The 25,583-nt window shown below is 61.4% G+C and carries 19 protein-coding genes and 2 tRNA genes; 10 read left to right on the plus strand and 11 right to left on the minus strand.

Features of this window, described 5'->3' with window-relative positions; genetic code table 11:
- Positions 1–168: 168 nt before the first annotated feature.
- The 5 genes from PQR40_RS12110 to PQR40_RS12130 all read left to right on the plus strand — a co-directional run bounded on the left by PQR40_RS12110 (position 169) and on the right by PQR40_RS12130 (position 4,123).
- Positions 169–1,725 (plus strand): protein adenylyltransferase SelO, encoded by a 1,557-nt coding sequence (locus tag PQR40_RS12110; protein ID WP_408484378.1) that lies wholly within the window; start codon positions 169–171, stop codon positions 1,723–1,725.
- A 91-nt stretch (positions 1,726–1,816) separates the two neighbouring features.
- Positions 1,817–2,239 carry a peptide-methionine (R)-S-oxide reductase MsrB gene (msrB, locus tag PQR40_RS12115; RefSeq protein ID WP_408223067.1) on the plus strand — a complete coding sequence of 141 codons (423 nt, stop codon included), beginning with the start codon at positions 1,817–1,819 and terminating at the stop codon, positions 2,237–2,239.
- Between the two features lie 246 nt (positions 2,240–2,485).
- Positions 2,486–3,016 carry a septation protein A gene (locus PQR40_RS12120; RefSeq protein WP_408335504.1) on the plus strand — a complete coding sequence of 177 codons (531 nt, stop codon included), beginning with the start codon at positions 2,486–2,488 and terminating at the stop codon, positions 3,014–3,016.
- A gap of 1 nt (position 3,017) precedes the next feature.
- On the plus strand, positions 3,018–3,332 hold the full coding sequence (locus PQR40_RS12125) for a BolA family protein (RefSeq protein WP_064270191.1): 315 nt from the start codon (positions 3,018–3,020) through the stop codon (positions 3,330–3,332).
- Between the two features lie 11 nt (positions 3,333–3,343).
- On the plus strand, positions 3,344–4,123 hold the full coding sequence (locus PQR40_RS12130; RefSeq protein ID WP_408223064.1) for a peptidylprolyl isomerase: 780 nt from the start codon (positions 3,344–3,346) through the stop codon (positions 4,121–4,123).
- A 101-nt stretch (positions 4,124–4,224) separates the two neighbouring features.
- Here the strand turns inward: PQR40_RS12130 and PQR40_RS12135 are convergent, their stop codons facing one another.
- From PQR40_RS12135 to purL, 3 genes are all read right to left on the minus strand, one after another.
- Positions 4,225–5,517 (minus strand): HipA domain-containing protein, encoded by a 1,293-nt coding sequence (locus PQR40_RS12135; protein ID WP_408223063.1) that lies wholly within the window; start codon positions 5,515–5,517, stop codon positions 4,225–4,227.
- Complete coding sequence (locus PQR40_RS12140; RefSeq protein WP_408223062.1) at positions 5,507–5,794, minus strand: helix-turn-helix domain-containing protein; 288 nt, start codon at positions 5,792–5,794, stop codon at positions 5,507–5,509. The genes PQR40_RS12135 and PQR40_RS12140 overlap by 11 nt, the downstream gene beginning before the upstream one ends.
- A gap of 317 nt (positions 5,795–6,111) precedes the next feature.
- A complete protein-coding gene (gene purL, locus PQR40_RS12145; protein WP_408509063.1) occupies positions 6,112–10,206 on the minus strand; it encodes a phosphoribosylformylglycinamidine synthase in 4,095 nt (1,364 codons plus the stop codon).
- Between the two features lie 340 nt (positions 10,207–10,546).
- Here purL and PQR40_RS12150 point away from each other — a divergent pair, with 340 nt between their 5' ends.
- The 3 genes from PQR40_RS12150 (at position 10,547) to pgi (ending at position 15,671) form a co-directional block, all read left to right on the plus strand.
- On the plus strand, positions 10,547–11,845 hold the full coding sequence (locus PQR40_RS12150) for an FAD-dependent oxidoreductase (RefSeq protein ID WP_408335510.1): 1,299 nt from the start codon (positions 10,547–10,549) through the stop codon (positions 11,843–11,845).
- A gap of 218 nt (positions 11,846–12,063) precedes the next feature.
- A complete protein-coding gene (locus PQR40_RS12155; protein ID WP_408509064.1) occupies positions 12,064–13,689 on the plus strand; it encodes an NAD(P)H-hydrate dehydratase in 1,626 nt (541 codons plus the stop codon).
- A 359-nt stretch (positions 13,690–14,048) separates the two neighbouring features.
- The gene (gene pgi / locus PQR40_RS12160) at positions 14,049–15,671 is read left to right on the plus strand and encodes a glucose-6-phosphate isomerase (protein ID WP_408509065.1); all 1,623 of its coding nucleotides are present in this window, start codon (positions 14,049–14,051) and stop codon (positions 15,669–15,671) included.
- Positions 15,672–15,807: 136 nt separating this feature from the next.
- On the opposite strand, the gene PQR40_RS12165 is transcribed toward pgi, so the two are convergent.
- Positions 15,808–16,494 (minus strand): ABC transporter ATP-binding protein, encoded by a 687-nt coding sequence (locus PQR40_RS12165; RefSeq protein ID WP_408217119.1) that lies wholly within the window; start codon positions 16,492–16,494, stop codon positions 15,808–15,810.
- Between PQR40_RS12165 and PQR40_RS12170 the strand changes: the two genes are divergently transcribed.
- Together PQR40_RS12170 and PQR40_RS12175 are read left to right on the plus strand one after the other, a co-directional pair.
- Entirely contained in the window at positions 16,493–17,197 is a 705-nt protein-coding gene (locus PQR40_RS12170) for an arylesterase (RefSeq protein WP_408509066.1), read from the plus strand. The genes PQR40_RS12165 and PQR40_RS12170 overlap by 2 nt on opposite strands.
- A 118-nt stretch (positions 17,198–17,315) precedes the next feature.
- On the plus strand, positions 17,316–17,657 hold the full coding sequence (locus PQR40_RS12175) for a hypothetical protein (RefSeq protein WP_408223050.1): 342 nt from the start codon (positions 17,316–17,318) through the stop codon (positions 17,655–17,657).
- A 135-nt stretch (positions 17,658–17,792) separates the two neighbouring features.
- On the opposite strand, the gene PQR40_RS12180 is transcribed toward PQR40_RS12175, so the two are convergent.
- The 7 genes from PQR40_RS12180 to clpP all read right to left on the minus strand — a co-directional run bounded on the left by PQR40_RS12180 (position 17,793) and on the right by clpP (position 25,494).
- Complete coding sequence (locus PQR40_RS12180) at positions 17,793–19,730, minus strand: SurA N-terminal domain-containing protein (protein ID WP_408509067.1); 1,938 nt, start codon at positions 19,728–19,730, stop codon at positions 17,793–17,795.
- Between the two features lie 87 nt (positions 19,731–19,817).
- Positions 19,818–19,894 (minus strand) — tRNA-Asp (locus PQR40_RS12185).
- Positions 19,895–19,941: 47 nt separating this feature from the next.
- A tRNA-Val gene (locus tag PQR40_RS12190) sits at positions 19,942–20,017 on the minus strand.
- 132 nt (positions 20,018–20,149) lie between these two features.
- Positions 20,150–20,422: an HU family DNA-binding protein gene (locus tag PQR40_RS12195; protein WP_245254352.1), complete on the minus strand. Its 273-nt coding sequence runs from the start codon at positions 20,420–20,422 to the stop codon at positions 20,150–20,152.
- Positions 20,423–20,760: 338 nt separating this feature from the next.
- Positions 20,761–23,184 carry an endopeptidase La gene (lon, locus tag PQR40_RS12200; protein ID WP_408223045.1) on the minus strand — a complete coding sequence of 808 codons (2,424 nt, stop codon included), beginning with the start codon at positions 23,182–23,184 and terminating at the stop codon, positions 20,761–20,763.
- Positions 23,185–23,386: 202 nt separating this feature from the next.
- Positions 23,387–24,658: an ATP-dependent Clp protease ATP-binding subunit ClpX gene (clpX, locus tag PQR40_RS12205; protein WP_408223043.1), complete on the minus strand. Its 1,272-nt coding sequence runs from the start codon at positions 24,656–24,658 to the stop codon at positions 23,387–23,389.
- Positions 24,659–24,840: 182 nt separating this feature from the next.
- A complete protein-coding gene (gene clpP, locus PQR40_RS12210) occupies positions 24,841–25,494 on the minus strand; it encodes an ATP-dependent Clp endopeptidase proteolytic subunit ClpP (RefSeq protein WP_408217532.1) in 654 nt (217 codons plus the stop codon).
- Positions 25,495–25,583: the final 89 nt, after the last annotated feature.

Here is a 25,583-nt window from a genome sequence, read left to right on the forward strand (position 1 = left end):
CCGCCGAGTGGCGCGGGACGCTCCGATGGATCGCGTGGCGCGCCCTGAAGCGGCGCGGGATCGCTTCGGCAGGATACGCCCAGCACACAGGCGGCGCCGGGCTAAACGGCCGGCCAGCAGCGCCGCGGGCGCGGACTTACAATATCGGTTAATCCAGAGGCGCTCAATATGTCGTTTTCCCCAAGCATTGCAGGGTTATCCGGGCCTTTATCGGCTCTTTCCGACGCACTTACCACCTCGCCCGAAAGCGCCTTTGCGCAGCTCGGCAGCGCATTTCTGACGCGCCTGCCCGCGGCCCCGCTTAGTGCGCCGTACGTGGTCGGGTTCTCCGAAGAAGCCGCCGCGTTGCTCGGTTTAGAGCCGGCGCTCCAGAATGATCCGGGGTTTGCCGAACTGTTCTCCGGCAATGCCACGCGTGAATGGGCCGCCGAGGCGCTGCCGTACGCATCGGTGTATTCAGGGCATCAGTTCGGCGTGTGGGCCGGCCAGCTCGGCGACGGCCGCGCGCTCGGTCTCGGCGAAGTCGAACACGACGGACAACGCTTCGAGCTTCAGCTCAAAGGCGCGGGCCGCACGCCCTATTCGCGCATGGGCGATGGCCGCGCCGTGCTGCGATCGTCGATCCGCGAATATCTGTGTTCGGAAGCGATGCATCACCTCGGCATTCCGACCACGCGCGCGCTGTGCGTGATCGGCTCCGACCAGCCCGTGCGCCGCGAGGAAGTCGAAACCGCCGCAGTCGTTACGCGCGTGGCGCCGAGTTTCGTGCGTTTCGGGCACTTCGAGCATTTCTATTCGAACGATCGCGTCGATGCGCTGCGCGCGCTCGCCGATCACGTGATCGAACGCTTCTATCCGCATTGCCGCGAAGCCGACGATCCGTATCTCGCGCTGCTGAACGAGGCGGTCATGTCGAGCGCCGGTCTGATGGTCGAATGGCAAGCTGTCGGCTTCTGCCACGGCGTAATGAATACCGACAACATGTCGATTCTCGGCCTCACGATCGACTACGGCCCGTTCGGCTTTATGGACGGCTTCGACGCCGGCTACATCTGCAATCACTCGGATTCGCAAGGCCGCTACGCATACAAGATGCAGCCGCAGATCGCGTACTGGAACCTCTTTTGCCTCGCGCAAGGCCTGCTGCCGCTGCTCGGCGGTCAGCATGAAGAAAGCGTGCGCGGCGACAAGGCGATCGAAGACGCACAGCGGGTGCTCGGCGGCTTCAAGGACCATTTTGCACCGGCGTTGGAGCGGCGCATGCGGGAGAAGCTAGGCCTCGAAGCCGAGCGCGACGGCGATGACACGTTGGTCAACCGCCTATTCGACGTGATGCACGCCAGCCGTGCGGATTTCACGCTCACGTTCCGCAATCTGGCGCGCATTTCGAAGCACGACGCGAGCGGCGACGCGCCGGCGCGCGACCTGTTCCTCGACCGTGCCGCCTTCGACGCGTGGGTGAACGACTATCGCGCGCGCCTGTCCGAAGAAACACGCGACGACGCGGCCCGCGCCATTGCAATGAACCGTGTGAACCCCAAATTCGTACTTCGCAATCATCTGGCGGAAACGGCGATCCGCCGGGCGAAAGAGAAGGATTTCTCCGAAGTCGAACGTTTGGCCGCCGTCCTGCGCCGTCCGTTCGACGAGCAGCCCGAAAACGAAGCGTATGCGGGATTGCCGCCGGATTGGGCCAGCTCGCTGGAAGTGAGTTGCTCTTCGTGACGAGCCGAAGCCTTTGATTCTGCTGAAATCCGCTTGAACCGCTAGCGCTTTTAGTTGCCCCAAAAACAAGCCCGAGACAGGAACCCCGATCATGAACAAGCCCGACGATCTCAACACCGGCGCCCCCGCCGTGCAGAAAGACGACGCCGAGTGGCGCAACCAGCTCTCCGACATCGAATACCAGGTGACGCGTCACGCGGCTACCGAGCGCCCCTTCACCGGCCGCTATCACGACCACTGGGACCGTGGCATCTATGACTGCGTCTGCTGCGGCACGCCGCTGTTCGAATCGGACACTAAATTCGACGCCGGTTGCGGCTGGCCAAGCTACTTCAAGCCGATCAACGGCGAAGTGATTGCCGAGAAAACCGACCGCGCGCACGGCATGCTGCGCATCGAGGTGCAATGCAAGAACTGCGGCGCGCATCTGGGCCACGTGTTCGAAGACGGACCGACGCCGACCGGTCTGCGTTACTGCATCAATTCGGCTGCGTTACAATTCGAGCCCAAGTAACGCAGCGCGGAGTCCGGCGCCCGTTGAATGATGCGCGGCCGGCGTCTGTCATAGGGCGCCCGCCGGTCGCGACACCCTTCATCCCGCTTGCGAACCGGCCAACCCGGCGCGGCAATCATGCTACGAACGGCGCAATGCGCCGTTCCCGGTGGCGGCCGCGGCGGGTTTCTGCCGCATCCCTGCCACCGGGCGCCCCGTGCCGCGTCCCTTTTTCTCCGACCCACTCTCCGAAATCCCGACCAGATAATGAAATTCCTGTTCGATCTGTTCCCGATCATCCTGTTCTTCGTCGCCTTCAAGATATGGGGCATTTTCACGGCGACGGCAGTGGCGATCGTTGCCACGCTGGTACAGATCGCGTGGGTGGCATTCCGCCACCGCAAGGTCGATCCGATGCTGTGGGTGAGCCTCGGCGTTGTCACCGTATTCGGCGGCGCAACGCTCGTGCTGCACAACGACACCTTTATCAAATGGAAGCCGACCGTGTTGTACTGGGCGTTTTCGGTCGCGCTGATCGTCTCTCAACTGGCCTTCAACAAGAACCTGATCGAAGCGATGATGGGCAAGCAGATCACGCTGCCGCACGCAATCTGGGGCAAGCTGAACGTCGTCTGGGCGATTTTCTTCGTGCTGCTCGGACTGGTTAATCTGTTCGTCGCGTATCACTACACGACCGACCAGTGGGTCAATTTCAAGCTGTTCGGCGCGACCGGATGCCTCGTGGTATTCATCGTCGGACAGAGTTTGTGGCTGTCGAAGTATATGAAGGAAGAATGACATGACGAGCGATGCTTTCATGCACGCCACCACCGCTGAGCGCGCCGCGCTGATCGAGGCGCGTCTCACCGCGGCGCTCGCGCCGGTCGCCTCGATCCAGATCACGGACGACAGCGCGCAGCACGCAGGCCACGCCGGCGCCTCCGCCGGCGGTCATTTCAGTGTCACGATCGTGGCCGCCGCATTCGCCGGTAAGGCCCGCGTGGCGCGGCATCGCATGGTGTATGATGCGCTGGCCGATGCCATGCAGCGCGGCATTCATGCCCTTGCAATCACGGCGTATACGCCCGAAGAATTCGCTTTGTTGCCCCGCTAGGAAAACTTCCGATGACCTTGAAGAAAACCCACCTTTGGGTATTGCTGGCTGCGTTTGCGGCCGCACCTGCATTTGCACAGAACATCGCTGTCGTGAACGGCACGCCGATTCCGAAAGCACGCGCCGACGCACTGATCGATCAACTGGTTCATCAAGGCCAGCAAAACACGCCGCAATTGCAAATGGCTGTGCGCGAAGAGTTGGTGAACCGCGAAATCCTGATGCAGGAAGCACTGCGCCGTGGCCTGCCGAATCGTCCGGACATCAAGGCACAAATCGCCGTTGCACAGCAAACCGTCGTGCTGCGCGCGCTGATCGAAGACTTCGTGAAGACCAACACGCCGACCGACGCCGAAGTCACCGCGCGCTACAACTCGCTGGTCAAGGACGCAGGCGGCAAGGAATATCACCTGCACCACATCCTGGTGGACAACGAACAGCAAGCCAAGGATCTGATCGCCAAGATCAAGGCCGGCGCGAGCTTCGAAGACCTCGCCAAGCAATACTCGAAGGACCCGGGATCGGGCAAGAACGGTGGCGACCTGGACTGGTCGGACCCGAAGGCCTATGTGCCTGAATTCGCAGAGGCGGCCACGCATCTGCAGAAAGGCCAGATGACCGACACGCCGGTGCACACGCAATTCGGCTGGCACATCATCCGTGTCGACGACGTGCGCAACATCACGCCGCCGCCGCTGGAGCAAGTGCGTCCGCAGATCGTGCAGCAGATCCAGCAGGAAAAGCTGCAGGCGTTCGAAGAAGGCCTGCGTAAGAACGCGAAGATTCAATAAGCGTTTTTGCCCGCTGCTTCAGAACAAAAAAAACGCCCTCGGGCGGTTTTTTTGTTCTGTGGATTTCATGTGGGATTGCTTGCCCTGCGAGGGCACCGATATCACTGGCGCAGCGCCCTGCTCATCTCCGCGAGCGGCATCGCAACGATCGAGTCGAGCAGCCGGACTTCGCCGGCATTCGGCTGCGCGATTTCGTCGACGGCGTGGCGGGTCTCCGCTACCCTGGCGTCGACAGTGGCGAGCATCTCATCGAGCAATTTTTCCGAACCTTTGGGCTGGAGGCCAAGCGCTTCGCCGAATGCCAGCATGTTTTTTCTGGAAATGTCCGCAAACTGAGTGGCCTCTCCAACGGGCATTGTCAGGTCGCAATGGGGCCAACGGTCTTGCTGATTCGGCTGATAGGTCGGCGTGTGGTAGACGACTGTACTGACCAGATCGTAAAACGGCGCCAGCATGTAGCCGCGGGCACTGACGAAGAACGACAGATTTTTGAGGTGGGAATCCGCATTGCCGATTAACACGTTGAAGACTGCCCATCGGAACACATCAAGACGTGCCTTTGCCCGCGTGCCGGTTGTTTCGATAGCATCCCTGAGTATCTGCGCCGTCGCGTTCTGATATTTGAAATTCCGGTCGTAATTCAACAGTTGCATTGCATCGACCGTATGCAGGCGCCGAACCGGCTCTGCGGCCATATCACGATCGAAGCGATCGATAACATAGCAGGCTGAGGGCACGCGCAGGAAATGCGTAGGCGGCACGCGCACGCCCATCGCTTGCGCCAGGCGCATGCAGAAAAATTCGTTTATTGCCGAATGAGGATAGCCGGTGCTTCGCATGTCCGGCTTGAGCAGATGCATCGACGGCTCATTACCCACGGGTTCAACAAGCTCGTAATCCGGCGCGTGACCTCGCAAGGACAGCAGCAGTTTTTGTTGGGCACCCGCCGCGGACATGCGTTTGGGTGCGGTGGTACTGAGCGCGCGCTGCGGCATAGCCTGAATGCGAGCCTCCAGTTCCGCGTACGACAACGGCTGCAAACCGGCGGATGCCTCGCGCTCGCCCTCGGCGAGTAGCGTCAGGGCGCCTGCCGACTCCCGGCCGTAGTATGCAAGCAGACCCCACGCATCGCTCGCATTGACTTTGGCTTCACGAGCGAGCGCCGTGCGCATGTCCTCTTCAGGCAAAAGATTGTCGAAGAACCATTGCACGGGCCTCTGGCTCGACCCGTCGACGACAGGTCCGGCATGTAGAGGAAAAGCGGGTGAAAGCGCGAATGCGTCTTCGCGACCCAGCCAGCTCTCGTCATAGGTAAACGACCAGATGCCGTTTTCGTCGCTCACAACGCCAACGCGCTGACCATTCGCGTAGGCGACGAGTGTTCTAGCTGCCATGAGCGGCCCGTCGGCGCTGGAGAACCTTGGTGGCCAAGGCCGGAGGAATGTCCACGGAAACCTGCGCGCGCAGCGTTATACCCAGTTCACCAAGAAGGTGGAGCACCTTGCCGATCTGAGCGGTCGGCTTACCCGCCTCAATGTGAGTAATGAATTTTGGGGACAGGCCAGTGGCGATGGCGACGTCGTCTCGCGTCAGCCCTTGTGCGAGCCTTGATGCCCGCACAAGATCGCCCAATTGCGTCATGCCGCTGATGTAAACCTCAGACTGATGCATTCTCTACCTCCGGCCCGTTCGTACCCGCTCGGGAACATTATGCCATGGGATAGAGATAGGGGCCCTGATTCGTACCCGAACAGGTACGAATCCTTGAACTCGAAAGGCTGCATAGTCATTTCGTACCTGAGCGGATACGAATAACACCCATCATGCGAGCATCATAGCTTTTCGTACCTGAACGGATACGAAGTGAATGTCACCAATCTAATGGCAGCAACGAGGCGGAGCTGCACATAGCCACCCACTTCGGTTTGCGACTGCCGTAGCACCGACAGACCGCCACGCACGGATAACGCGGCGGTCTGCACACACCATCAACCCAGCCAGCGGCGGGCGTTCTGGAACACGCGCAGCCACGGGCTCGCGTCCGTGCTGCCCTCACCCCAGCCTTCCGGATGCCAGCTCATCTGCACCGCGCGATGCACGCGCTCGGTGTGCGGCATCAGCACGCTAAAGCGGCCATCAGGCGTCGTGACCGACGTGATGCCGTCCGGCGAACCGTTCGGGTTGAACGGATACTGCTCCGTTGCCTGACCGCGGTGATCGACGTAACGCATCGCCACGGCCACCTTCGACGCATCGCCCTGCTGCGAGAAGTCCGCGTAACCCTCGCCGTGCGCAATCGCCACCGGAATGCGCGAGCCTTCCATGCCGGCAAAGAAGATCGACGGCGAAGCCTGCACTTCGACCAGCGAGAAGCGCGCTTCGAATTTCTCCGACTTGTTGCGCGTGAACTTCGGCCAGGCTTCGGCGCCCGGAATCATCGATGCGAGGCTGCTCATCATCTGGCAGCCGTTGCAGATACCCAGCGCAAACGTGTCTTCGCGGCCGAAGAATGCGGCGAACATATCGGCCAGTTGCGAGTTGAAGCGGATCGCCTTGGCCCAACCTTCGCCTGCGCCCAGCGTATCGCCGTACGAGAAGCCACCGCATGCCACCGCACCGGCGAAATCGGCCAGGTTGGCACGGCCGGCCAGCAGGTCGCTCATGTGCACGTCGTGCGCGTCGAAGCCGGCGCGGTCAAATGCATAAGCCGTTTCGAGGTGCGAGTTCACGCCCTGCTCGCGCAGGATCGCGACGCGCGGACGGGCGCTCTTGCCAATAAACGGCGCCGCGACATCTTCAGAAGGATCGAACGTGAGGACCGGCGAGATGCCCGGATCGGCGGCGTCTGAAAGCGCGTCGTATTCAGCATCGGCACAAGCCGGGTTGTCGCGCAGACGCGAAATCCGCCAGCTCACTTCACTCCACGCGCGATGCAATTCGGTACGCGGTGCGTCGTAGATCTTCTTCGCGTCGCGATAGATTTCGATCGTATCGCGCTCGTTGGTCTTGCCGATCACATGCGAGCATGCCGACAGGCCGTGTTCACGCAAGGCGACCAGCACCGCGTCGCGGTCAGCCGCCCGCACCTGAATCACTGCACCGAGTTCTTCGGTGAAGAGCGCGCGGATCGTGCGGTCTTCACGACGGCCGCTGGTCTGCTTCGCCCAGTCTTTCGCGTCGCCGAAATCGGATTCGTGGTTCGGGTCGAGGATCAGCATGTCGACGTTCAGCGACACGCCGACGTGACCCGCAAAGGCCATTTCACACACCGTCGCCCACAGGCCGCCATCCGAACGGTCGTGGTACGCGAGCAGCTTGCCGTCGCTATTGAGCGACTGGATCGCGGCGAAGAAACGCTTCAGATCTTCCGGATCGTCGACGTCCGGCACCGTATCGCCGACCTGTTGCGTGACCTGCGCGAGAATACTGCCGCCCAGACGATGTTTGGCGCGGCCGAGGTCGATTGCGATCAGCACGGAATCGCCCGCGCCATCCGTTCCGCTCGCGCGGCGCAGTTGCGGCGTGAGGTGCTTACGCACGTCTTCGACCGGTGCGAATGCCGTGATGATCAGCGAGACCGGCGCGACCACTTCCTTCGCAACGCCACGGTCTTCCCACTTGGTACGCATGGACAGCGAATCCTTGCCGACCGGAATGCTGATGCCAAGCGCCGGGCACAACTCCATGCCGATAGCCTTGACCGTGTCGTACAGCGCGGCGTCTTCGCCCGCTGCGCCGCACGCGGCCATCCAGTTTGCCGACAGCTTGAGCTTATCGAGCGACGCGATCGGCGCCGCCGCGATGTTCGTAACCGCCTCGCCGACCGCCATGCGGCCCGACGCCGGCGCGTTGATCACGGCGAGCGGCGTGCGCTCCGCCATGGTCATCGCTTCGCCGCGGAAGCCCGCGTAGTCCATCGTCGTGATGGCGACGTCGGCCACCGGCACTTGCCACGGGCCGACCATCTGGTCGCGCGCGGTCGTGCCGCCGACCGAGCGGTCGCCGATCGTAATCAGGAACGACTTGCTGGCCACCGTGGGGTGACGCAGCACGCTAACGGCGACGTCCGACAACGCGATGCCGGTGACATCCACCGGCTCGAGTTTGGTCTCGACGCGTTTGACGTCGCGATGCATGCGCGGCGCCTTGCCGAGCAGCACTTCCATCGGCATATCGACCGGCTCGTGTGCGGCGTCGCCGTTCGCTTCGGAATCGATCACCTTCAACTGACGCGCAGTCGTTGCGGTGCCGACCACCGCGAACGGGCAACGCTCGCGTTTGCACATCGCTTCGAAAGCCGGCAGATCGGCCGGCGCAATCGCCAGCACGTAACGCTCCTGCGCTTCATTCGACCAGATTTCACGCGGCGACAAACCGCTCTCTTCCAGCTGGATCTTGCGCAGATCGAAGATCGCGCCCTTGCTGGCGCCGTCCACCACTTCCGGGAACGCGTTCGACAGGCCGCCCGCACCCACATCGTGAATGCTCAGAATCGGGTTCTTCTCGCCGAGTTGCCAGCACGCATTGATCACTTCCTGCGCCCGACGCTCGATTTCCGGATTGCCGCGCTGGACCGAGTCGAAGTCGAGTTCAGCCGTGTTGGTACCCGTCGCCATCGAGCTGGCGGCGCCGCCGCCCATGCCGATGCGCATACCCGGGCCGCCGATCTGGATCAGCAGCGAGCCTTCCGGCAGATCGTGCTTGTGCGTGTGCTGATCGGAGATATTGCCGATGCCGCCGGCGATCATGATCGGCTTGTGATAACCGCGCACCAGACCCGCAACGTTCTGCTCATAAGCGCGGAAATAGCCACCCAGATTCGGACGGCCGAATTCGTTGTTGAATGCGGCACCACCGAGCGGGCCGTCGATCATGATTTGCAGCGGCGACGCGATGCGGTCAGGACGACCGTACGCTTCGTGCTTTTCGTCCGGATTGCGATGCGCCAGCGGCTGCGCGGTGTCGCGCGCGTTTTCCCATGCTTCGACGCCGTCCGGCAATTCCAGATTCGACACCGTGAAGCCCGCCAGACCCGCTTTCGGACGCGCACCGCGACCCGTTGCGCCTTCGTCGCGGATTTCACCACCGGAGCCAGTCGAGGCGCCCGGGAACGGCGAGATCGCGGTCGGGTGGTTATGCGTCTCCACCTTCATCAAGGTGTGCGTCAGTTCGACATTGCGGCGGTAGTGCTCGGGCAACCCGTTTGCGCCGAGTTCAGCCGGCGTGCGCGGGAACCAGCGCTCGGCGATGCCGCCTGCCATGATCGCCGAGTTATCCGAATACGCGACGATCGTGCCCTGCGGGTTCAGCTTCTCCGTGTTGCGGATCATGTTGAACAACGAGATGTCCTGCTTCTCGCCGTCGATCGTCCAATCCGCATTGAAGATCTTGTGACGGCAGTGTTCGCTGTTGGCCTGCGCGAACATCATCAGCTCGACGTCGGTCGGGTTGCGGCCGAGTTTCGTGAAGGCCTCGACGAGGTAGTCGATTTCGTCGTCGGCGAGCGCGAGGCCCAGTTCGGTGTTCGCCGCTTCCAGCGCGCCACGGCCGTTGCTCAATACGTCGACGGTTTGCAGCGGCTTGGCCGGCAGTTCGTCGAACAGATGCAGCGCGTGGTCACGCGAGGGCGATACGCTCTCGGTCATGCGATCGTGCAGCGCCGTGGCAACGGCCGCGCGGGCTTCGTCGGAAAGCGCTTTCTTGCCGCCCAGCAGACCGCTTTTAAGCGTGACCGTGTATTCGACGCCGCGCTCGATGCGGCGCACCTGCGTGAGACCGCAGAGATGCGCAATATCGGTTGCCTTGCTGGCCCACGGCGACACCGTGCCGAAGCGCGGCACCACGAGGAAGGTTTCGGCCGTGCCGCGCTCATTGGTTTCTTCGAGCGGATCGCCGTAGTGCATCAGCGCTTCGATCTTCGCGTTGTCTTCCGCGGAAAGCGGGGTTTGCGCGTTGACGAAGTGCAGATATTGCCCGCGCACGCCGGTGATGTTGGCGTCGATGCGCGTCAGCGTTTCGAGCAGGCGGGTTTGACGGAAATCGGAAAGGGCCGAAGCGCCGGGGAAACACGAGAAGTGGGCCATGGACTTGACGTTGCGTCGCTAATTGATACCGATGAGTGATGCCGATGAGTCCCGCGTGAAGGCGACGTGAGGCGGAAAGGAAGTCCGAGATTATACCCCGGGAACGGGCTTCCAACGGGCTTCGCACCAGGGTTTTGGTGGGGTCCGCATGGCGGCCTGGGCGCGCCGTCGCGGCGTTCCGGCCTCGCGCTCGCGTGGCAGAGCCATCCGTTTGGCTGCTATCATTCGCCCTTTCATCAGATCGGCGCGAGCGGCCTGAGCAATGCCGGGCAGCGCGCCGCATGCCACGCTTAACGGGAACGCGGCATTTCGGCGGCCCGCCGGCAAATCGAATCAGATCATGGATGTCATCGTCATTGGCGGCGGGATTGCGGGCGTCGCCACCGCTTATCAACTGCGCGCGGCCGGCCACCGGGTATGCGTCGTCGAGCGCCACGCAACGGTCGCGCAAGGCGCGACCTATGGGCACGGCGGCACCGTGCTGCCAACGCCGCTCGACGTCTGGTTCGGCCCAACCTTCATGGCGAGCCGCCAGGGCGCCAAAAACGGCGTGATCAGCAAGGCCGGCTTTAACGGGCCGGCACGCCAGTTCGTCAAGCAACTCGCCGCTTTGCAGGAACCTGAGGCGTTCAGCCGCCAGTACGCGCGGCTGCGCCCGTTGATCGAGGCATCGCGTGACGCGATGGCCGATCTCGAAGCGCGCTTCGGGCTGGAATTCGAACAGGCGAGCGGCCTGCTCTATCTGGTGCGTGCCGAGCAGGAATGGCAGCAGACACAGACCGCGCTCGATCTGTTGCGCCAATACGAAGTCCCGCACCACGTGCTGACGCCGGCCGAATGCGCCGCGTACGAGCATTCCGTGCGGACCGAGCCGGAATTCGCCGGCGGCGTGCTGTTCGACCACGAGCGCACGGCCAACTGCCCGCTTTTCGCGAAACTGCTCAAGCAAACCCTCGATACGCAGGGCGGCGTGCAATTCATGCTGGGTTGCGAAGTCGCGGCGATCCGCCTCGAAGGTCAGCGCGCCGCGGTGGAACTGGCGCCACGGCCGGGCGCGGCATCGCGTTCACGCGAAGTCGACGTGATCAATGCCGACGCGATCGTCGTCGCCGCGGGTTACGGCAGCCTGCCGCTGCTCGAACGCCTGGGGCTGCGCCTGCCGTTGCATCCGTTGCGTCTGCATAACCTGGTCGCGCCGATTGCGCATGAGGAATGCGCACCGCACGTCGCGATCGTGGACGCGGTCAAGCGGATCACGATCACCCGTATGAATCATCGCCTGCGGGTTGCGGGCGGTGCGGTCCTGCAAAGCGCTGGGCAGATCGACAAGCCGCTGGGCGAGCCGTTGACGAAGGAAGCGTTGGCGCTGCTAGGCCAGGCGACTCACGACTGGATCCCGGGCGCGGCCCGGATCTCCGCAGCCTTGCCGTGGGAAGGCGTAAAACTGCTGTCGCCGGACGGTTTGCCGGTGATCGGCAATGCGCTTCATCCGCGCCTGTTCGTGAACGCCGGCCACGGGCCTGCCGGCTGGGGCCTGGCATGCGGGGCGGGCAAACTGATCGCCGACCTGATCTCGGACAAGACCCCTGATGTCCCCGCGGACACCCTGGCTGCACTGCGCGCGGACCGGTTCCAGTAAATGACGGGCCCGCTCTGGCGCGGGCCGAACGAGGCGCGAACAGGAAAGCCGGCGACGCTTCGCGCCGGGCCGCGCCAATATCAGGCATCAACACGCCCAATCAGGCCAATAACAAGGCAAGCCCAAGCCAACACGGCGCGCGCCCGGAGCATATCGGCACTACCATAGTGGCTCCCCAAGCTTCCTCGCCTTGCCAAAGGCGGACTCCAAGCCTCGCCATGACAGTGTCCGAATCCACGCTCCCGACCTTAATCAGCCCGCACAACCGGGCGTTGCCGCTGCTCACGCTCACCGACCTGCGGATTCTGGAAACCCAGGCCGCGGCGGCACTGCCTCAGCACACCCTGATGGGCCGCGCCGGCAAAGCAGCCTCGAGCTATCTGCAAGAACGGATCACGCGCGACACATCGATCGAAAAATCGAAGCACAAGGTATGGGTCGCAGCAGGCCCGGGCAACAATGGCGGCGACGCATTGATCATGGCGGCGGAGCTGCATCGGGCCGGTATCGCTGTCGACCTTTGCATGCCGCTTGACGTCAAACCGGACGACGCCCGCTGGGCGCTCGATACCGCTCGTGCAGCAGGCGTAGCCATTACCACGACAGCGCCGGCCTCGCTGGAAAACTACACATGGCTGGTGGACGGTATGTTCGGCATCGGCTTGACCCGCCCTCTGGAAGGCGTCTTTGCCACCATCGCCCGCCAACTCTCGCAGCGCACGAAAGCAAAGTCCAGAAGAGGCGGTGTTCTGGCGCTCGACACGCCAAGCGGGCTCGATAGCGACACCGGGACGGTAGTCAGCGCGAGGCGGGGCCCAGGCGAGGGCCGAAGCGACAACCAGAGCGACGGCGCCGTGGTCCATGCCACTCACACGATCACCTTCATCGGCGCGAAACCCGGCCTCTTCACGGCGCAGGGCCGCGATCTCGCCGGCACGGTGATCGTGGCGCCGATCGGTATCGACAGCACCACCCGCTCGGCCGTGCAACTCAACGCGCCCGAGCTTTTTGCAGCCTTCCTGCCGCCGCGCGACTTCGCCACCAACAAGGGCACCTTCGGCAGCCTTGCCGTGGTCGGCGGCGACACCGGCATGTGCGGCGCGCCGATCCTCGCCGCGCGCGCGGCGCTCTACACCGGCGCGGGTAAAGTGCACGTCGCTTTGCTCGGCGAGGGCGCCCCGCCCTACGATCCGCCGCATCCGGAACTGATGCTGCATGCGATCGACGATCTGCCACTCGACAAGATGGACGCGCTCGCCGTCGGCTGCGGCATGGGTCATCGCGACCGCGCCACACGTGTCATGCACGACGTGCTGCCGCTCGACGTGCCCAAACTGTTCGACGCCGACGCGCTCAATCTGATTTCGAAAGACCCATCGCTCGCTGCCGAAGTCACCGCACGTGGCGTGCAAGGCGATCCGTGCGTGCTGACGCCGCATCCGTTGGAAGCCGCGCGTCTGCTTGGCACCGACGCGCCGGGCGTGCAACGCGACCGCCTCGCCGCCGCGCGGGCGCTGGCTGCGCGCTTTGCCTGCGTGGTTGTGCTGAAAGGCACGGGTACCGTCATCGCGGCGCCGGATGGCCGCGTCGCGATCAATCCGACCGGCAATGCCGCACTCGCGACAGGCGGTACGGGCGACGTACTCGGTGGCGTCATCGGCGCACTTCTCGCCCAGCACCTGCCGCGCTACGAAGCGGCGTTGGCGGGCGTCTACCTGCACGGCCTCGCCGCCGACAGACTGAGCGCGCAAGGCCATGGCCCGGCCGGCCTGACGGCGGGCGAACTCGCGCCGATGGTGCGGACTTTGCTTAATCGTATGTTCTATCCGGCAGCGGCTGAGTGAAGCAGCCTATGGGACCTCACAAACAGAGTGTGCCAAATCAACCGACCCAAATGGAGCAGCCCTACCTGGTGGGTCAACCCAAATGGGCTAACCGATCCCACAATTTGCATACGACGCCCAAACCGCTGCCAGCCGTCACGCAACGCCGTTATACTGACTGACTGCGCCGCACGTCAGATCATCGCGAGTTGCAGCGAAATTTCAGCGAGCGGGTTCGATCCCCAGCCAGGCTCGCGAAACTTCACAGCAATCCACCGCGAACCCGGTCGCGCGGCATCGCTCTAACAGCATCGTCGCATCATCCTCGGCAGCGCTTCACGCGCACGCCTTTCTTCGTGCCCCTTCGCTAGACGGACGCTATGACGCAGAACTCGCTCCCCTCCTGGTCCTCGCTGCAAACGCATTACGAGAAAATTCGCGATGCGCGCATGCGCGACTGGTTCGCCCCCGAGAACGATCCCGCCCCTACCCGTGCTGAGCGCTTTGCGTTCGCGGGCGGCGGTCTCGCGGCCGATTTTTCGAAGAACCGCATCACCGACGAAACCCTGAAACTGTTGGTGCAGCTCGCGCGCGAAGCCGGCGTCGAGAAACGCCGCGACGCGATGTTCGCGGGAGAAGTCGTCAACCCGACCGAAGGCCGCGCCGCATTGCACACCGCGCTGCGTGCCACCGATCCGAAAGCACCGTTCCATGCCGAAATCCTGGCCGAGCGCGCGAAGATGGCCGCGTTTGCCGACCAGGTGCGCAGCGGTGAATGGACCGGCTACACCGGCAAGCGGATTCGCTATGTCGTGAACATCGGCATCGGCGGCTCGGACCTCGGGCCGAAGATGGTCGTGCACGCGCTGCATCACCTGGCCACGCCCGAGATCACGACGCACTTCGTGTCGAATGTCGATGGCGCGGATCTGTACAACGTGATGCAGATGATCGATCCCGAAGAGACGCTCGCGATCATCGTCTCCAAGACTTTCACCACGCTTGAAACGATGACCAATGCGCGCTCGCTGCGCGACTGGTTCGTCGAGAAAGGTTGCCCGGAAAGCGCGCTGGCGAAGCACTTCGTCGGCGTGTCGGCCAATCCTGCCGAGGTAGTCAAGTTCGGCATCGCGAAAGAAAACGTGTTCGAGATGTGGGACTGGGTTGGCGGCCGTTATTCGCTGTGGTCGGCAGTGGGTCTGTCGATCATGATTTCGATCGGGCCGAAGCAGTTCGACGAACTGCTGGCCGGCGCGAACGAGATGGACCAGCATTTCCGCGACGCACCGCTCGAAAAAAATCTGCCTGTCCTGCTCGGCATGATCGGCATCTGGTATCGCAACTTCTTCGGCTCGCAAAGCTATCTGGTCGCGCCATATTCGGAAGCGTTGCATTTCCTGCCGTCGTACCTGCAACAGCTCGAGATGGAGAGCAACGGCAAGTCGGCGCGCCTGGATGGCGTCATGGTCGACTATCCGACCGCCGCCGTGACGTGGGGTGAACCGGGCACGAATGGTCAGCATGCATTCTTCCAGATGCTGCATCAGGGTCCGACCATTGTGCCAATCGATTTCATCGCCGTGCTGACGCCGGAGCATCCGCTTGTCAGTCATCATCCGAAACTGCTGGCGAACTGCTTCGCGCAAAGCGAAGCGTTGATGCTGGGCCGCACGCTCGAAGAAGCTAAGAAGGTCGCCGGCGCGGACAAGCCGGAACTGGCGCCGCATCTGGTATTCCCGGGTAACCGTCCGACCAGCACGCTGCTCGTCGAAGCGCTCACCGCACGTTCGCTCGGCGCGTTGATCGCGCTGTACGAGCATAAGGTGCTGGTGCAGGCATCGGTATGGAACATCAACCCGTTCGATCAATGGGGCGTCGAGTTGGGCAAGGCCCTCGGCAAGGTGGTCGAGGCGGATCTGACGGCAGCAAGCGCCGACGAGAAGAAGCATGACTCGTCGACGTCGGCGTTGATCGCGCGGGCGCGGGCTGCATTGAAGCGATGAAGTGTGAGCGGCGCGCGCTTAGCTGTGCCGGGTTGGCTGCGTTGAGTCGCGTTGGCTGAAATGAAAAGCGGGCCCTTGCGGCCCGCTTTGCTTTTGTATCTACCTTTGTACGCATGGTTGCGTGCGAGCGGCTCGCTTAGGCCAGCCGCCCCGCTTCGATCGTTACCGTCGTATCGCAGCGGCGCGCCAGCTCGACGTCGTGCGTGACGAGGATCAACGTGGCGCCGTTCGCGCGATTCATCTCGAACATCAAATCGATCACCGCGTGACCGGTGGCTGCATCGAGACTGCCGGTCGGCTCGTCGGCGAACAGGATCGCCGGATGCGTGACAAACGCGCGCGCGAGCGCCACCCGCTGCTGTTCGCCGCCCGACAGCAGCTTCGGATAGTGCCTCATGCGCTGACCGAGTCCCACCTGCTCCAGCAATCCGCGCGCGCGCGCCGCAGCGTCACGCGTACCGATGCCGCCTTGCAATTCAAGTGGCAAGGTGACATTTTCGAGCGCAGTCAGGTGCGGCATGAGTTGAAACGACTGGAACACGAAACCGACCGAGCCGCTGCGCAGCGCGGCGCGCTCGTCTTCGTTCAGTTCGGTGAGTTCGCGGCCGAGCAGCCGAACCGACCCCGAGCTCGCGCTGTCCAATCCTGCGAGCAAGCCGAGCAGCGTAGACTTGCCCGACCCGGATGCACCTACGATCGCCACACTGCTGCCGGCATCGATAGCAAGATCGATGTCCTCGAGAATCGTCAGTTCGCCCGTTGCATCCTTAACCTTCTTGCACAAACCCCGTACTTCAATGACCGGATCAGTTTTGTTTAGCATGGTGAAGCGTAGGTTGAAAGTGCGCGCCGTAGCGCCTCACGCGCCGGCGCTGACTACCGCATTCGGCTCGGCCGTGCTGGCCGTAACCCTGTTTTCGCTGCCCTTCCCGGCCCATGCGGCCAATACGCCCGAACAGGCCAAGCCGGTGATCATTGTGCTCGGCGACAGCATCTCGGCCGAGTACGGCTTGCCCCGTGACACCGGCTGGGTTGCCCTGATGCGCCAGCGCCTAATCGACGAGCGAATCGATTATAGCGTCGCCAATGCGAGTATCAGCGGCGATACCACGAGCGGCGGCCGGGCACGCTTGCCGGCGCTCCTGCAACGGCTCAAGCCGAGTATCGTGATCGTCGAGCTCGGCGCCAACGACGCACTGCGCGGCGTGCCGCTCTCCACTACCGAAGACAATCTGCGTACGATCATTGAGCAGGCTCAACAAAGCCACGCGAAGGTCCTGCTGATTGGCATGTATGTGCCGCCCAATTACGGCCCCGACTACACGCAAAAGTTCCACGGCCTCTACGGCGAACTCTCGAAACAACTGCGTGTGCCGTTGGTGCCCTTCCTGCTAGCTGGCATCGCCGACAAACCGGACATGTTTCAGGCGGATCAGATCCATCCCACGCAGCAGGCACAACCAGTGCTACTCAACAACGTGTGGCCGGCTGTCAAGCCACTCCTTCGCACAAGTTCGCCGCACTGAAAAGCTCGCTAACAACTTGTTTCCGGTAATTGGGGAACGCGGATCGGTAAGGTCTATCTGACACTTTCGTAATCCCGCATAACCCGGCTCGATTCTGAGCGACTTCTGAGGAGATAACGTGAAATATTTACCGTTAATCGCTTTGACCGTGGCAATTTCTGCATGTGCCGCTCAACCGCCTGCTGGCGTCCAATCAGTGGGCCAAAGCCAGCAGCCGCCAAAGGCCGTCGCTACCTGCATCGCGCAAAAGTGGGCCGATAGCTCGCAACAGCAAGTCGTGTCGCAGGACACCATGGCGAACGATCAGGCAATGGATGTCTATGTGCCGGGTCAGCAGCCGCCTAACGGCGCCGCCGCCGTTGTACGGCCGTCCTACAGCGGCCCGGGTTCGTGGGTCGGCTTCCGCGCCAATGGCGCTGCGGGCAGCGATGCCACCAGTTCGATCAGCGCTTGCCTCTAAGGCCGACGGCATAACAAGCCGCGCTCTCAGGCAAACCGTTTGACGAGCTTGCACTCGTCAAATGAAAAAGCCCCGCAAATTGCGGGGCTTTTTTGTGCCAACGCGCTTTACCTGCTTGCGCGCTGCAGCCGGAGCTTATTCGCCGCTTCCCTGCGCATTGCTGCTGTCGAGCGAACCGTAGAACTTCACCTTTGAGCGGGCACGCAGCGCTTCGACGTAAGCCTCTGCTTCGGACTGAGCATCGACTTGCGCAATCTGCTGCTGCGCAGCAGCCAAACGCTGCGGATCGATCGGTGCACCCGCAACGACCGAGTTCACGCGATAGATCGCGTAGCCGTCGTCGCCGAGATCCACACCGACGTAGGCAGGTAATTTTTGCGCGTCCGCTTTGTAGATTGCACTCAATGCAGCCGGCGGCATGCCTTGCGCGTCATTGCGGGAAACCTTCAGCGGCGATGAGAAGCCTGCCGTGGTCTTCGACTTGTCGAACTCAGCCAGCTTCGCGATGCCGTCCTTGTGAGCGGCCTCGTCCGATTGAACCGCGATCACTTTCTGACGCACTGCGTCCTTGACGGCGTCGAGCGCCGGCACGGCCGCGGCCTTGTAATCGGTCACGCGCGCTGCAATCAGCGTGTTGCTGCCGACGTCGATCGCTTGCGTGTTATTGCGCGCGGTGACCGCATCGTTTGCGAACACGGCAGCCAGGAACTTCGCGTTGTTCAGCGGGCTATCAGGCGGCAGCTTCGGATCCGGCTGCGGCGTTATCGTGGCCGTTTGCAGTTGCAGCTTGTACTTGTCGGCTGCGGGCTGCAGGCTCTTCGCCTTCTCATAGACGATCGACGTGAAGCCTTCCGAGTCGTCGCTGAATGCCTTGCTCGCCAACTGCGTCTTCAGGTCTTTGGCGATCTGATCTTTCACTTCGTCGAACGGCTTGGTGACTGCCGGCTTCACGTCCGTGACCTTGACGATGTGATAGCCGAAGTCGGTCTGCACGATGCCGCTGACTTCGTCTTTCTTGAGAGCGAACACAGCGTCGTCAAACGCCTGACCACCCGCGATCATGCCGCGACCAAAATAACCCAGGTCGCCGCCCTTCGACGCCGAACCGGGATCCTGCGAATTCTGCTGTGCGATCTGCGCGAACTGATCCGGATGCGCCTTGACTTGTGCAAGCACCTCGTCGGCCTTCTGCTTCGCCTTGGCCTTGTCAGCCGCGCTGGCATCTTTCGGCGCGGCGATCAGGATGTGGCTCGCGCGTACCTGGCCATCCGTGCGGTAATGCGCGATGTTGTCGTCATAGTACTTCTTCAGGTCGGCGTCGCTCGGCTGCACAGCAGCGGACAGCGTTGCCGGCGACATCACAAGGTACTGGATCGTTGCCGTGGCCGGCGTGGCGAAGTCGCTGCGGTGCGCATCGTAATACGCCTGCAGTTGCGCATCCGTCGGCTGTACCTTCGCCGCATAGTCACGCGGGTGGAACGCCATGCCCTGCACTTCGCGCTGCTGCTCGGCGAGCTCGGTGAGATGCTGTGCGAGGGTCTTCGACGTGAAGGCGCTGCCTTGAATGCTGGCAGGCAACTGCTGCGTGGCGAGGCTGTAGCGCACGCGTTCGTCGTATTGATCGGGCGTCATGCCCTGCATGGCGAGCAACTGCTTGTAACGGTCGACGTCGATCGAGCCGTCAGGATTCTTCAGCGACGAAATCACCGGATCGTTCAGCAGCACGCGACGCACGGCGTCGTCAGATGCGGTCAGATGCAGGCGCTGCGTTTCGTCGGCCAGCACGCGCTGCTCGATCAGACCGTCGAGCATTTCAGTACGGCGCGCCGGCGTATCAAACGACTTCATATCGAACTGCGCGCCGAGCATTTGACGGGCGCGGTCGAGCTGCTGACGCATCGCGTCGTCATACTCTGCGCGAGTAATCTTGTGACCGTTGACGCTGGCGACGTTTGCGCTTTCGTCAAAGAAGCCGCGGAAGCCTTGAATACCCACAAAACCCAACCCCGGCACAATGACGAGGATGAGCATGAACATCATCAGGCGTTTGTGATTGCGGAAAAAATCGAGCATGCGTGAACGAGTGCCAAAAACAGAACGCCCGATCTTACAACAGCGGGCAATAAAAAAGGCGAACCGGAGTTCGCCTTTCGAGGATACTGGCGGAGTGGACGGGACTCGAACCCGCGACCCCCGGCGTGACAGGCCGGTATTCTAACCGACTGAACTACCACTCCTTATACTTCAACTGAGCTGCACTGAAACACTTGACCGAATCTGAAACTGGTGGGTGCTGAGAGGCTCGAACTCCCGACCTACGCCTTGTAAGGGCGCCGCTCTACCAACTGAGCTAAGCACCCGTTTCGCGATTCAGTGTGCTTCTGCTTTTGCTGCCTGATTCATAAACTTGTGGATCAACTCACTTATCAACTCACGCAAAATTCGCCGCACTTCTTTCTAACGAATCCGCCATTCCTCAAGCAGCAAGCCCATTAGTTTAGCGCATCCTTCAGAGCTTTGCCAGGCCTAAATTTGGGGACCTTCGCAGCCTTGATTTTGATGGCCGCGCCGGTGCGTGGATTGCGGCCAGTACGTGCCGTACGCTTGCCGACGGCAAACGTACCGAAACCCACCAAAGTCACCGAACCGCCCTTCTTCAACGTCCCTTTGACCCCACCGATCACCGCCTCCAGTGCACGGCCTGCCGCGGCCTTCGAAATATCGGCTTGCTGCGCAATATGATCGATCAATTCCGTTTTATTCATTCCAACCCCCGAGAATGTTTATGGCAATCGTGACGGTGCTCTATAGCATCTGGCATCACGCGGCTTGGCGGGCAACGCCGAGCCGACTCATTAGAATTGGCCGAAACCCTTGTGTCAAGCGGGGTTGAGCCTATGAGAGCGATTCCGGAGGACGCGTCTTATAACTAAATCTTGCTGTAAATCAATGCGTGCACAACCAATTGGCGGCAGAGAACGCCGTTTGTTCAAAAAATGGGATTGCGTGCGCTCTGCATGTGCCTTCCGGTATCTCGCAGGCAATAAAAAACCCGCGGCCGAGACCGCGGGTTTCTGTACAGCGAACAGCCTTCGCCGCTGACTTAGTGCTTCACCACTTCCGTCGCACCGGAGTCTTTCGCCGGCTCTGCTGCGACAGGCGTAGCAGGCTTCGGCTCTTCTTCCGGCAATGCCGCAGGCACGCGTTCGAGCGCCAGTTCGAGCACCTTGTCGATCCAACGGACCGGCACGATCTCGATCGCGTTCTTCACATTGTCCGGAATCTCCGTCAAATCCTTGACGTTATCTTCCGGAATCAGCACCAGCTTGATGCCACCGCGGTGCGCCGCCAGCAATTTCTCCTTCAAGCCACCGATCGGCAGAACTTCGCCACGCAAGGTGATTTCGCCCGTCATCGCGACATTGGCGCGCACCGGAATGCTGGTCAACACCGACACCAGCGCGGTCGTCATCGCAATGCCGGCCGAAGGACCGTCCTTCGGCGTCGCGCCTTCCGGCACGTGGATGTGAATGTCCTGCTTCTCGAACGCTTCGTCCTTGATACCCAGACGGCGCGAACGCGAGCGGACCACCGAGCGCGCTGCTTCGACGGATTCCTTCATCACGTCGCCGAGCGAACCCGTGCGGATCACATTGCCCTTACCCGGCATCACCGCGGCTTCGATCGTCAGCAGATCACCGCCGACTTCCGTCCACGCAAGACCCGTGACCTGGCCAACCTGATTTTCCTTCGCAGCCAGACCAAAATCGTACTTGCGCACGCCAAGGAACGTGTCGATATTGCTAGCGTCGACCTTCACCGCGCCTTCCGCCTTCTTCAGCAGAAGCATCTTCACGACCTTGCGGCAGATCTTCGAAATCTCACGTTCGAGCGAACGCACACCCGACTCACGCGAGTAGTAACGAATGATGTCGCGGATCGCGGATTCCGTCACATCGACCTCGCCTTCCTTGAGGCCGTTGTTCTTCTTCTGCTTGGGCAAAAGATAACGTTGCGCGATGCTGACCTTCTCATCTTCCGTGTAACCCGACAGACGAATCACTTCCATCCGGTCGAGCAACGGCGGCGGAATGTTCAGCGAGTTCGACGTCGCCACGAACATCACGTCCGACAGATCGAAGTCGACTTCCACGTAGTGATCGGCGAACGTATGGTTCTGCTCCGGATCGAGCACTTCCAGCAGAGCCGACGACGGATCGCCGCGGAAATCCTGCCCCATCTTGTCGACTTCGTCGAGCAGGAAGAGCGGATTGCGCACGCCGACCTTGGTCAGGCTTTGCAGAATCTTGCCGGGCATCGAACCGATGTACGTACGACGGTGACCGCGAATCTCGGCTTCGTCGCGCACGCCGCCGAGCGCCATACGCACGAACTTGCGGTTCGTTGCGCGAGCGATCGACTGACCCAGCGACGTCTTACCGACACCCGGAGGCCCAACGAGGCACAGAATCGGCGCTTTCACCTTGTCGACACGTTGCTGGACCGCGAGATACTCGAGAATGCGTTCCTTCACTTTCTCGAGACCGAAGTGGTCTTCGTCAAGCACGCGTTCAGCATTCGAGAGGTCGTTGTTGACCTTGCTCTTCTTGCGCCACGGCAAGCCGATCAGCGTATCGATGTAGTTGCGCACGACCGTCGCTTCAGCCGACATCGGCGACATCAGCTTGAGCTTCTTCAGCTCGCCGTCGGCCTTCTTCTTCGCTTCCTTGGGCATACGGGCGGCCGTGATGCGCTTCTCGAGTTCCTCGAGATCCGCACCTTCTTCGCCTTCGCCCAGTTCCTTCTGGATCGCCTTGACCTGTTCGTTCAGGTAGTACTCGCGCTGGCTCTTCTCCATCTGGCGCTTCACGCGCCCACGGATGCGCTTTTCGACCTGCAGGATGTCGATCTCCGCTTCGAGCTGCGCGAGCAGATGCTCAAGGCGCTCGATGACCGGGAACATTTCGAGGATGTGCTGCTTCTGGTCGAGCTTGAGCGGCAGGTGCGCCGCGATCGTATCGGCCAGACGGCCAGCCTCGTCGATACCCGACAGCGACGTCAGGATCTCCGGTGGGATCTTCTTGTTCAGCTTCACATACTGGTCGAACTGCGACACGATCGCGCGGCGCAACGCTTCAGTTTCAGCGCTGTCGGCGTGGTCGGGTTCGAGCGGCATGACTTCGCACGAGAACTGCGTTTCCTGTTCTTCGATGGAAAGCGTTTTCGCGCGCTGCAAGCCCTCGACGAGCACCTTAACGGTGCCATCGGGCAGCTTGAGCATTTGCAGGATGTTGGCGATACACCCTACTTCGTACATGTCCTTTTCGGTCGGCTCATCTTTCGCAGCCGTTTTCTGGGCGACGAGCATGATGTGCTTGCCGCCTTCCATCGCTGCTTCGAGAGCCTTGATCGACTTCGGGCGGCCTACGAAGAGCGGAATCACCATGTGCGGGAAGACGACTACGTCACGCAGCGGGAGCAGCGGGAGCGTAATGCGTTCCGGCGGAAGGAGTTGGGTTCCTGACATTTCATTTCCCCATGAGTGGAATCAGTTCGTTCGATAGGTGAGGCCAGCAGAAAAGATTGCAAGCCTCCGCGTGTGGGAAAAGTTCAGTGACTCCGAAGGTTCAGTGACTCCATAGTGAAAACAACCGTTCTGACCACACGATAAACGAAAAAAGCCGTTCACGTTGCCATGAACGGCTTTTTTTACAGAACCCGAAAGCCGATCAGTTCGAACCCGCCACTTTAGGCGTGTCTTCGTAGATCAGTAGCGGTTTACCGTCACCGTCAATTACATTGTCGTCAATGATGACCTTGCTAACGCCTTTCATTTGCGGCAGGTCGTACATCACATCAAGCAACGCCTGTTCCAGGATGGAGCGCAGACCGCGAGCGCCCGTCTTGCGACGGATCGCCTTACGTGCAACAGCCTGCAACGCAGCCGGGCGAATTTCGAGCTCGACGCGTTCCATATTGAACAGCTTGTGGTACTGCTTCACCAGTGCATTCTTCGGTTCGACGAGGATCGTCATCAACGCAGTTTCGTCGAGCTTGCCAAGCGTAGCCACCACAGGTAGACGGCCGATCAACTCGGGAATCAGACCGAACTTGATCAGATCTTCCGGCTCCACTTCGCGCAGCACTTCGCCGGCGTCGCGGTCCTGCTTGCTCTTCACGCTTGCGCCAAAGCCAATACCGGTCTTCTCGGTACGGTCGACGATGACCTTCTCGAGGCCGTCGAACGCGCCGCCGCAAATGAACAGGATGTTGGTGGTGTCGACCTGGATAAAGTCCTGATTCGGATGCTTCCGGCCACCCTGCGGCGGCACCGACGCCATCGTGCCTTCAACCAGCTTCAGCAAGGCCTGTTGCACGCCTTCGCCCGACACATCGCGGGTGATTGACGGGTTGTCGGACTTCCGGCTGATCTTGTCGATTTCGTCGATGTAGACAATGCCGCGCTGGGCCTTGTCGACTTCATAGTTGCAGTTTTGCAGCAGCTTCTGAATGATGTTCTCGACGTCTTCACCGACATAGCCGGCTTCCGTCAGCGTCGTTGCATCGGCAATGACGAACGGCACATTCAGAAGGCGCGCGAGCGTCTGCGCGAGCAAGGTCTTGCCGGAACCGGTCGGGCCGATCAGCAGGATGTTGCTCTTGGACAGCTCGATTTCGTCTTTCTTTTCGAGGTGCTTGAGGCGCTTGTAGTGGTTGTACACCGCGACCGCGAGAATCTTCTTCGCACGTTCCTGACCGATCACGTACTGGTCGAGGATTTCACGGATTTCCTGCGGACTCGGCAGGTCGGACTTGGACAAGCCCGCTTCGATACCCGCACCTGCAGCCTCATCACGGATGATTTCGTTGCACAGGTCGATACATTCATCACAGATGAACACCGACGGGCCGGCAATCAGTTTTTTGACTTCATGCTGGCTCTTGCCGCAGAACGAGCAATACAACAGCTTTTCGCTGTTAGAACTTTTCTTGTCCGCCATAGATGTGTGAGCCTCCGGACACTCAATTACATGATACGCCGTTTGCCCCAGCCTCGCAGTTTGGGCGCGGCTGGGTTGTGCCAAGGTGACGGCGTTTGCCGCAGGCGCTCGGACGAGTCTTGATTATTTCACAACCGATCCGATGATGGCTCCGCCCCGTTTTGGGGCAAGACCCCACCGGTTCAAGGACGCTTGTGCGCCACCTGGTCAACCAGACCGTAAGCTTGCGCGTCATCGCCGGACATGAAATTGTCCCGGTCGGTGTCGCGCGCGATACGTTCGACCGGCTGGCCGGTGTGGTGCGCAAGCAGTTGATTCAGCCGTTCCTTCAGGTACAGGATTTCGCGCGCCTGAATTTCAATATCCGACGCCTGGCCACGCGCACCGCCCAGCGGCTGGTGAATCATCACGCGCGAATTCGGCAGCGCAAAGCGTTTACCCTTCGCGCCGGCAGCCAGCAGGAACGCGCCCATGCTGGCTGCGAGGCCCATGCACAGCGTCGACACGTCCGGCTTGATGAATTGCATCGTATCGTAGATCGCCATCCCGGCCGAAACCGAACCGCCCGGGCTGTTGATATAGAAGCTGATGTCCTTGTCAGGGTTTTCACTTTCAAGGAACAACATCTGTGCGACGACGAGGTTGGCCGTCTGGTCGTTCACTTCACCGACCAGGAATACGATGCGTTCCTTCAGCAGACGCGAATAGATGTCATACGAGCGCTCGCCCCGGCCGCTCGTTTCCACGACGATCGGCACCAGTCCGAGCGCCTGCGCTTCGAGATCCCGCGACGACTGGGAGGTCAACGTGTCCAGCATTTGGGCGCGAAAGGTCATGCAATGGATCCTTGTCTGGAAATATTCTAAATATTAGATGCTAGACAGGTGTAGTCGACGAGCCCGTATTCAAGTGCGCGATCAGTACG

It is taken from the genome of Paraburkholderia sediminicola (genome assembly GCF_046026855.1).
GTDB classification, from domain to species: Bacteria; Pseudomonadota; Gammaproteobacteria; order Burkholderiales; family Burkholderiaceae; genus Paraburkholderia; species Paraburkholderia sediminicola_A.

Bases quoted from the DNA above. Each gene is read 5' to 3' on its own strand.
- PQR40_RS12110 (WP_408484378.1), top strand. From the start codon at position 169: ATGTCGTTTTCCCCAAGCATTGCAGGGTTATCCGGGCCTTTATCGGCT.
- msrB (WP_408223067.1), top strand. From the start codon at position 1,817: ATGAACAAGCCCGACGATCTCAACACCGGCGCCCCCGCCGTGCAGAAA.
- PQR40_RS12120 (WP_408335504.1), top strand. From the start codon at position 2,486: ATGAAATTCCTGTTCGATCTGTTCCCGATCATCCTGTTCTTCGTCGCC.
- PQR40_RS12125 (WP_064270191.1), top strand. From the start codon at position 3,018: ATGACGAGCGATGCTTTCATGCACGCCACCACCGCTGAGCGCGCCGCG.
- PQR40_RS12130 (WP_408223064.1), top strand. From the start codon at position 3,344: ATGACCTTGAAGAAAACCCACCTTTGGGTATTGCTGGCTGCGTTTGCG.
- PQR40_RS12135 (WP_408223063.1), bottom strand. From the start codon at position 5,517: ATGGCAGCTAGAACACTCGTCGCCTACGCGAATGGTCAGCGCGTTGGC.
- PQR40_RS12140 (WP_408223062.1), bottom strand. From the start codon at position 5,794: ATGCATCAGTCTGAGGTTTACATCAGCGGCATGACGCAATTGGGCGAT.
- purL (WP_408509063.1), bottom strand. From the start codon at position 10,206: ATGGCCCACTTCTCGTGTTTCCCCGGCGCTTCGGCCCTTTCCGATTTC.
- PQR40_RS12150 (WP_408335510.1), top strand. From the start codon at position 10,547: ATGGATGTCATCGTCATTGGCGGCGGGATTGCGGGCGTCGCCACCGCT.
- PQR40_RS12155 (WP_408509064.1), top strand. From the start codon at position 12,064: ATGACAGTGTCCGAATCCACGCTCCCGACCTTAATCAGCCCGCACAAC.
- pgi (WP_408509065.1), top strand. From the start codon at position 14,049: ATGACGCAGAACTCGCTCCCCTCCTGGTCCTCGCTGCAAACGCATTAC.
- PQR40_RS12170 (WP_408509066.1), top strand. From the start codon at position 16,493: ATGGTGAAGCGTAGGTTGAAAGTGCGCGCCGTAGCGCCTCACGCGCCG.
- PQR40_RS12165 (WP_408217119.1), bottom strand. From the start codon at position 16,494: ATGCTAAACAAAACTGATCCGGTCATTGAAGTACGGGGTTTGTGCAAG.
- PQR40_RS12180 (WP_408509067.1), bottom strand. From the start codon at position 19,730: ATGCTCGATTTTTTCCGCAATCACAAACGCCTGATGATGTTCATGCTC.
- PQR40_RS12195 (WP_245254352.1), bottom strand. From the start codon at position 20,422: ATGAATAAAACGGAATTGATCGATCATATTGCGCAGCAAGCCGATATT.
- lon (WP_408223045.1), bottom strand. From the start codon at position 23,184: ATGTCAGGAACCCAACTCCTTCCGCCGGAACGCATTACGCTCCCGCTG.
- clpX (WP_408223043.1), bottom strand. From the start codon at position 24,658: ATGGCGGACAAGAAAAGTTCTAACAGCGAAAAGCTGTTGTATTGCTCG.
- clpP (WP_408217532.1), bottom strand. From the start codon at position 25,494: ATGACCTTTCGCGCCCAAATGCTGGACACGTTGACCTCCCAGTCGTCG.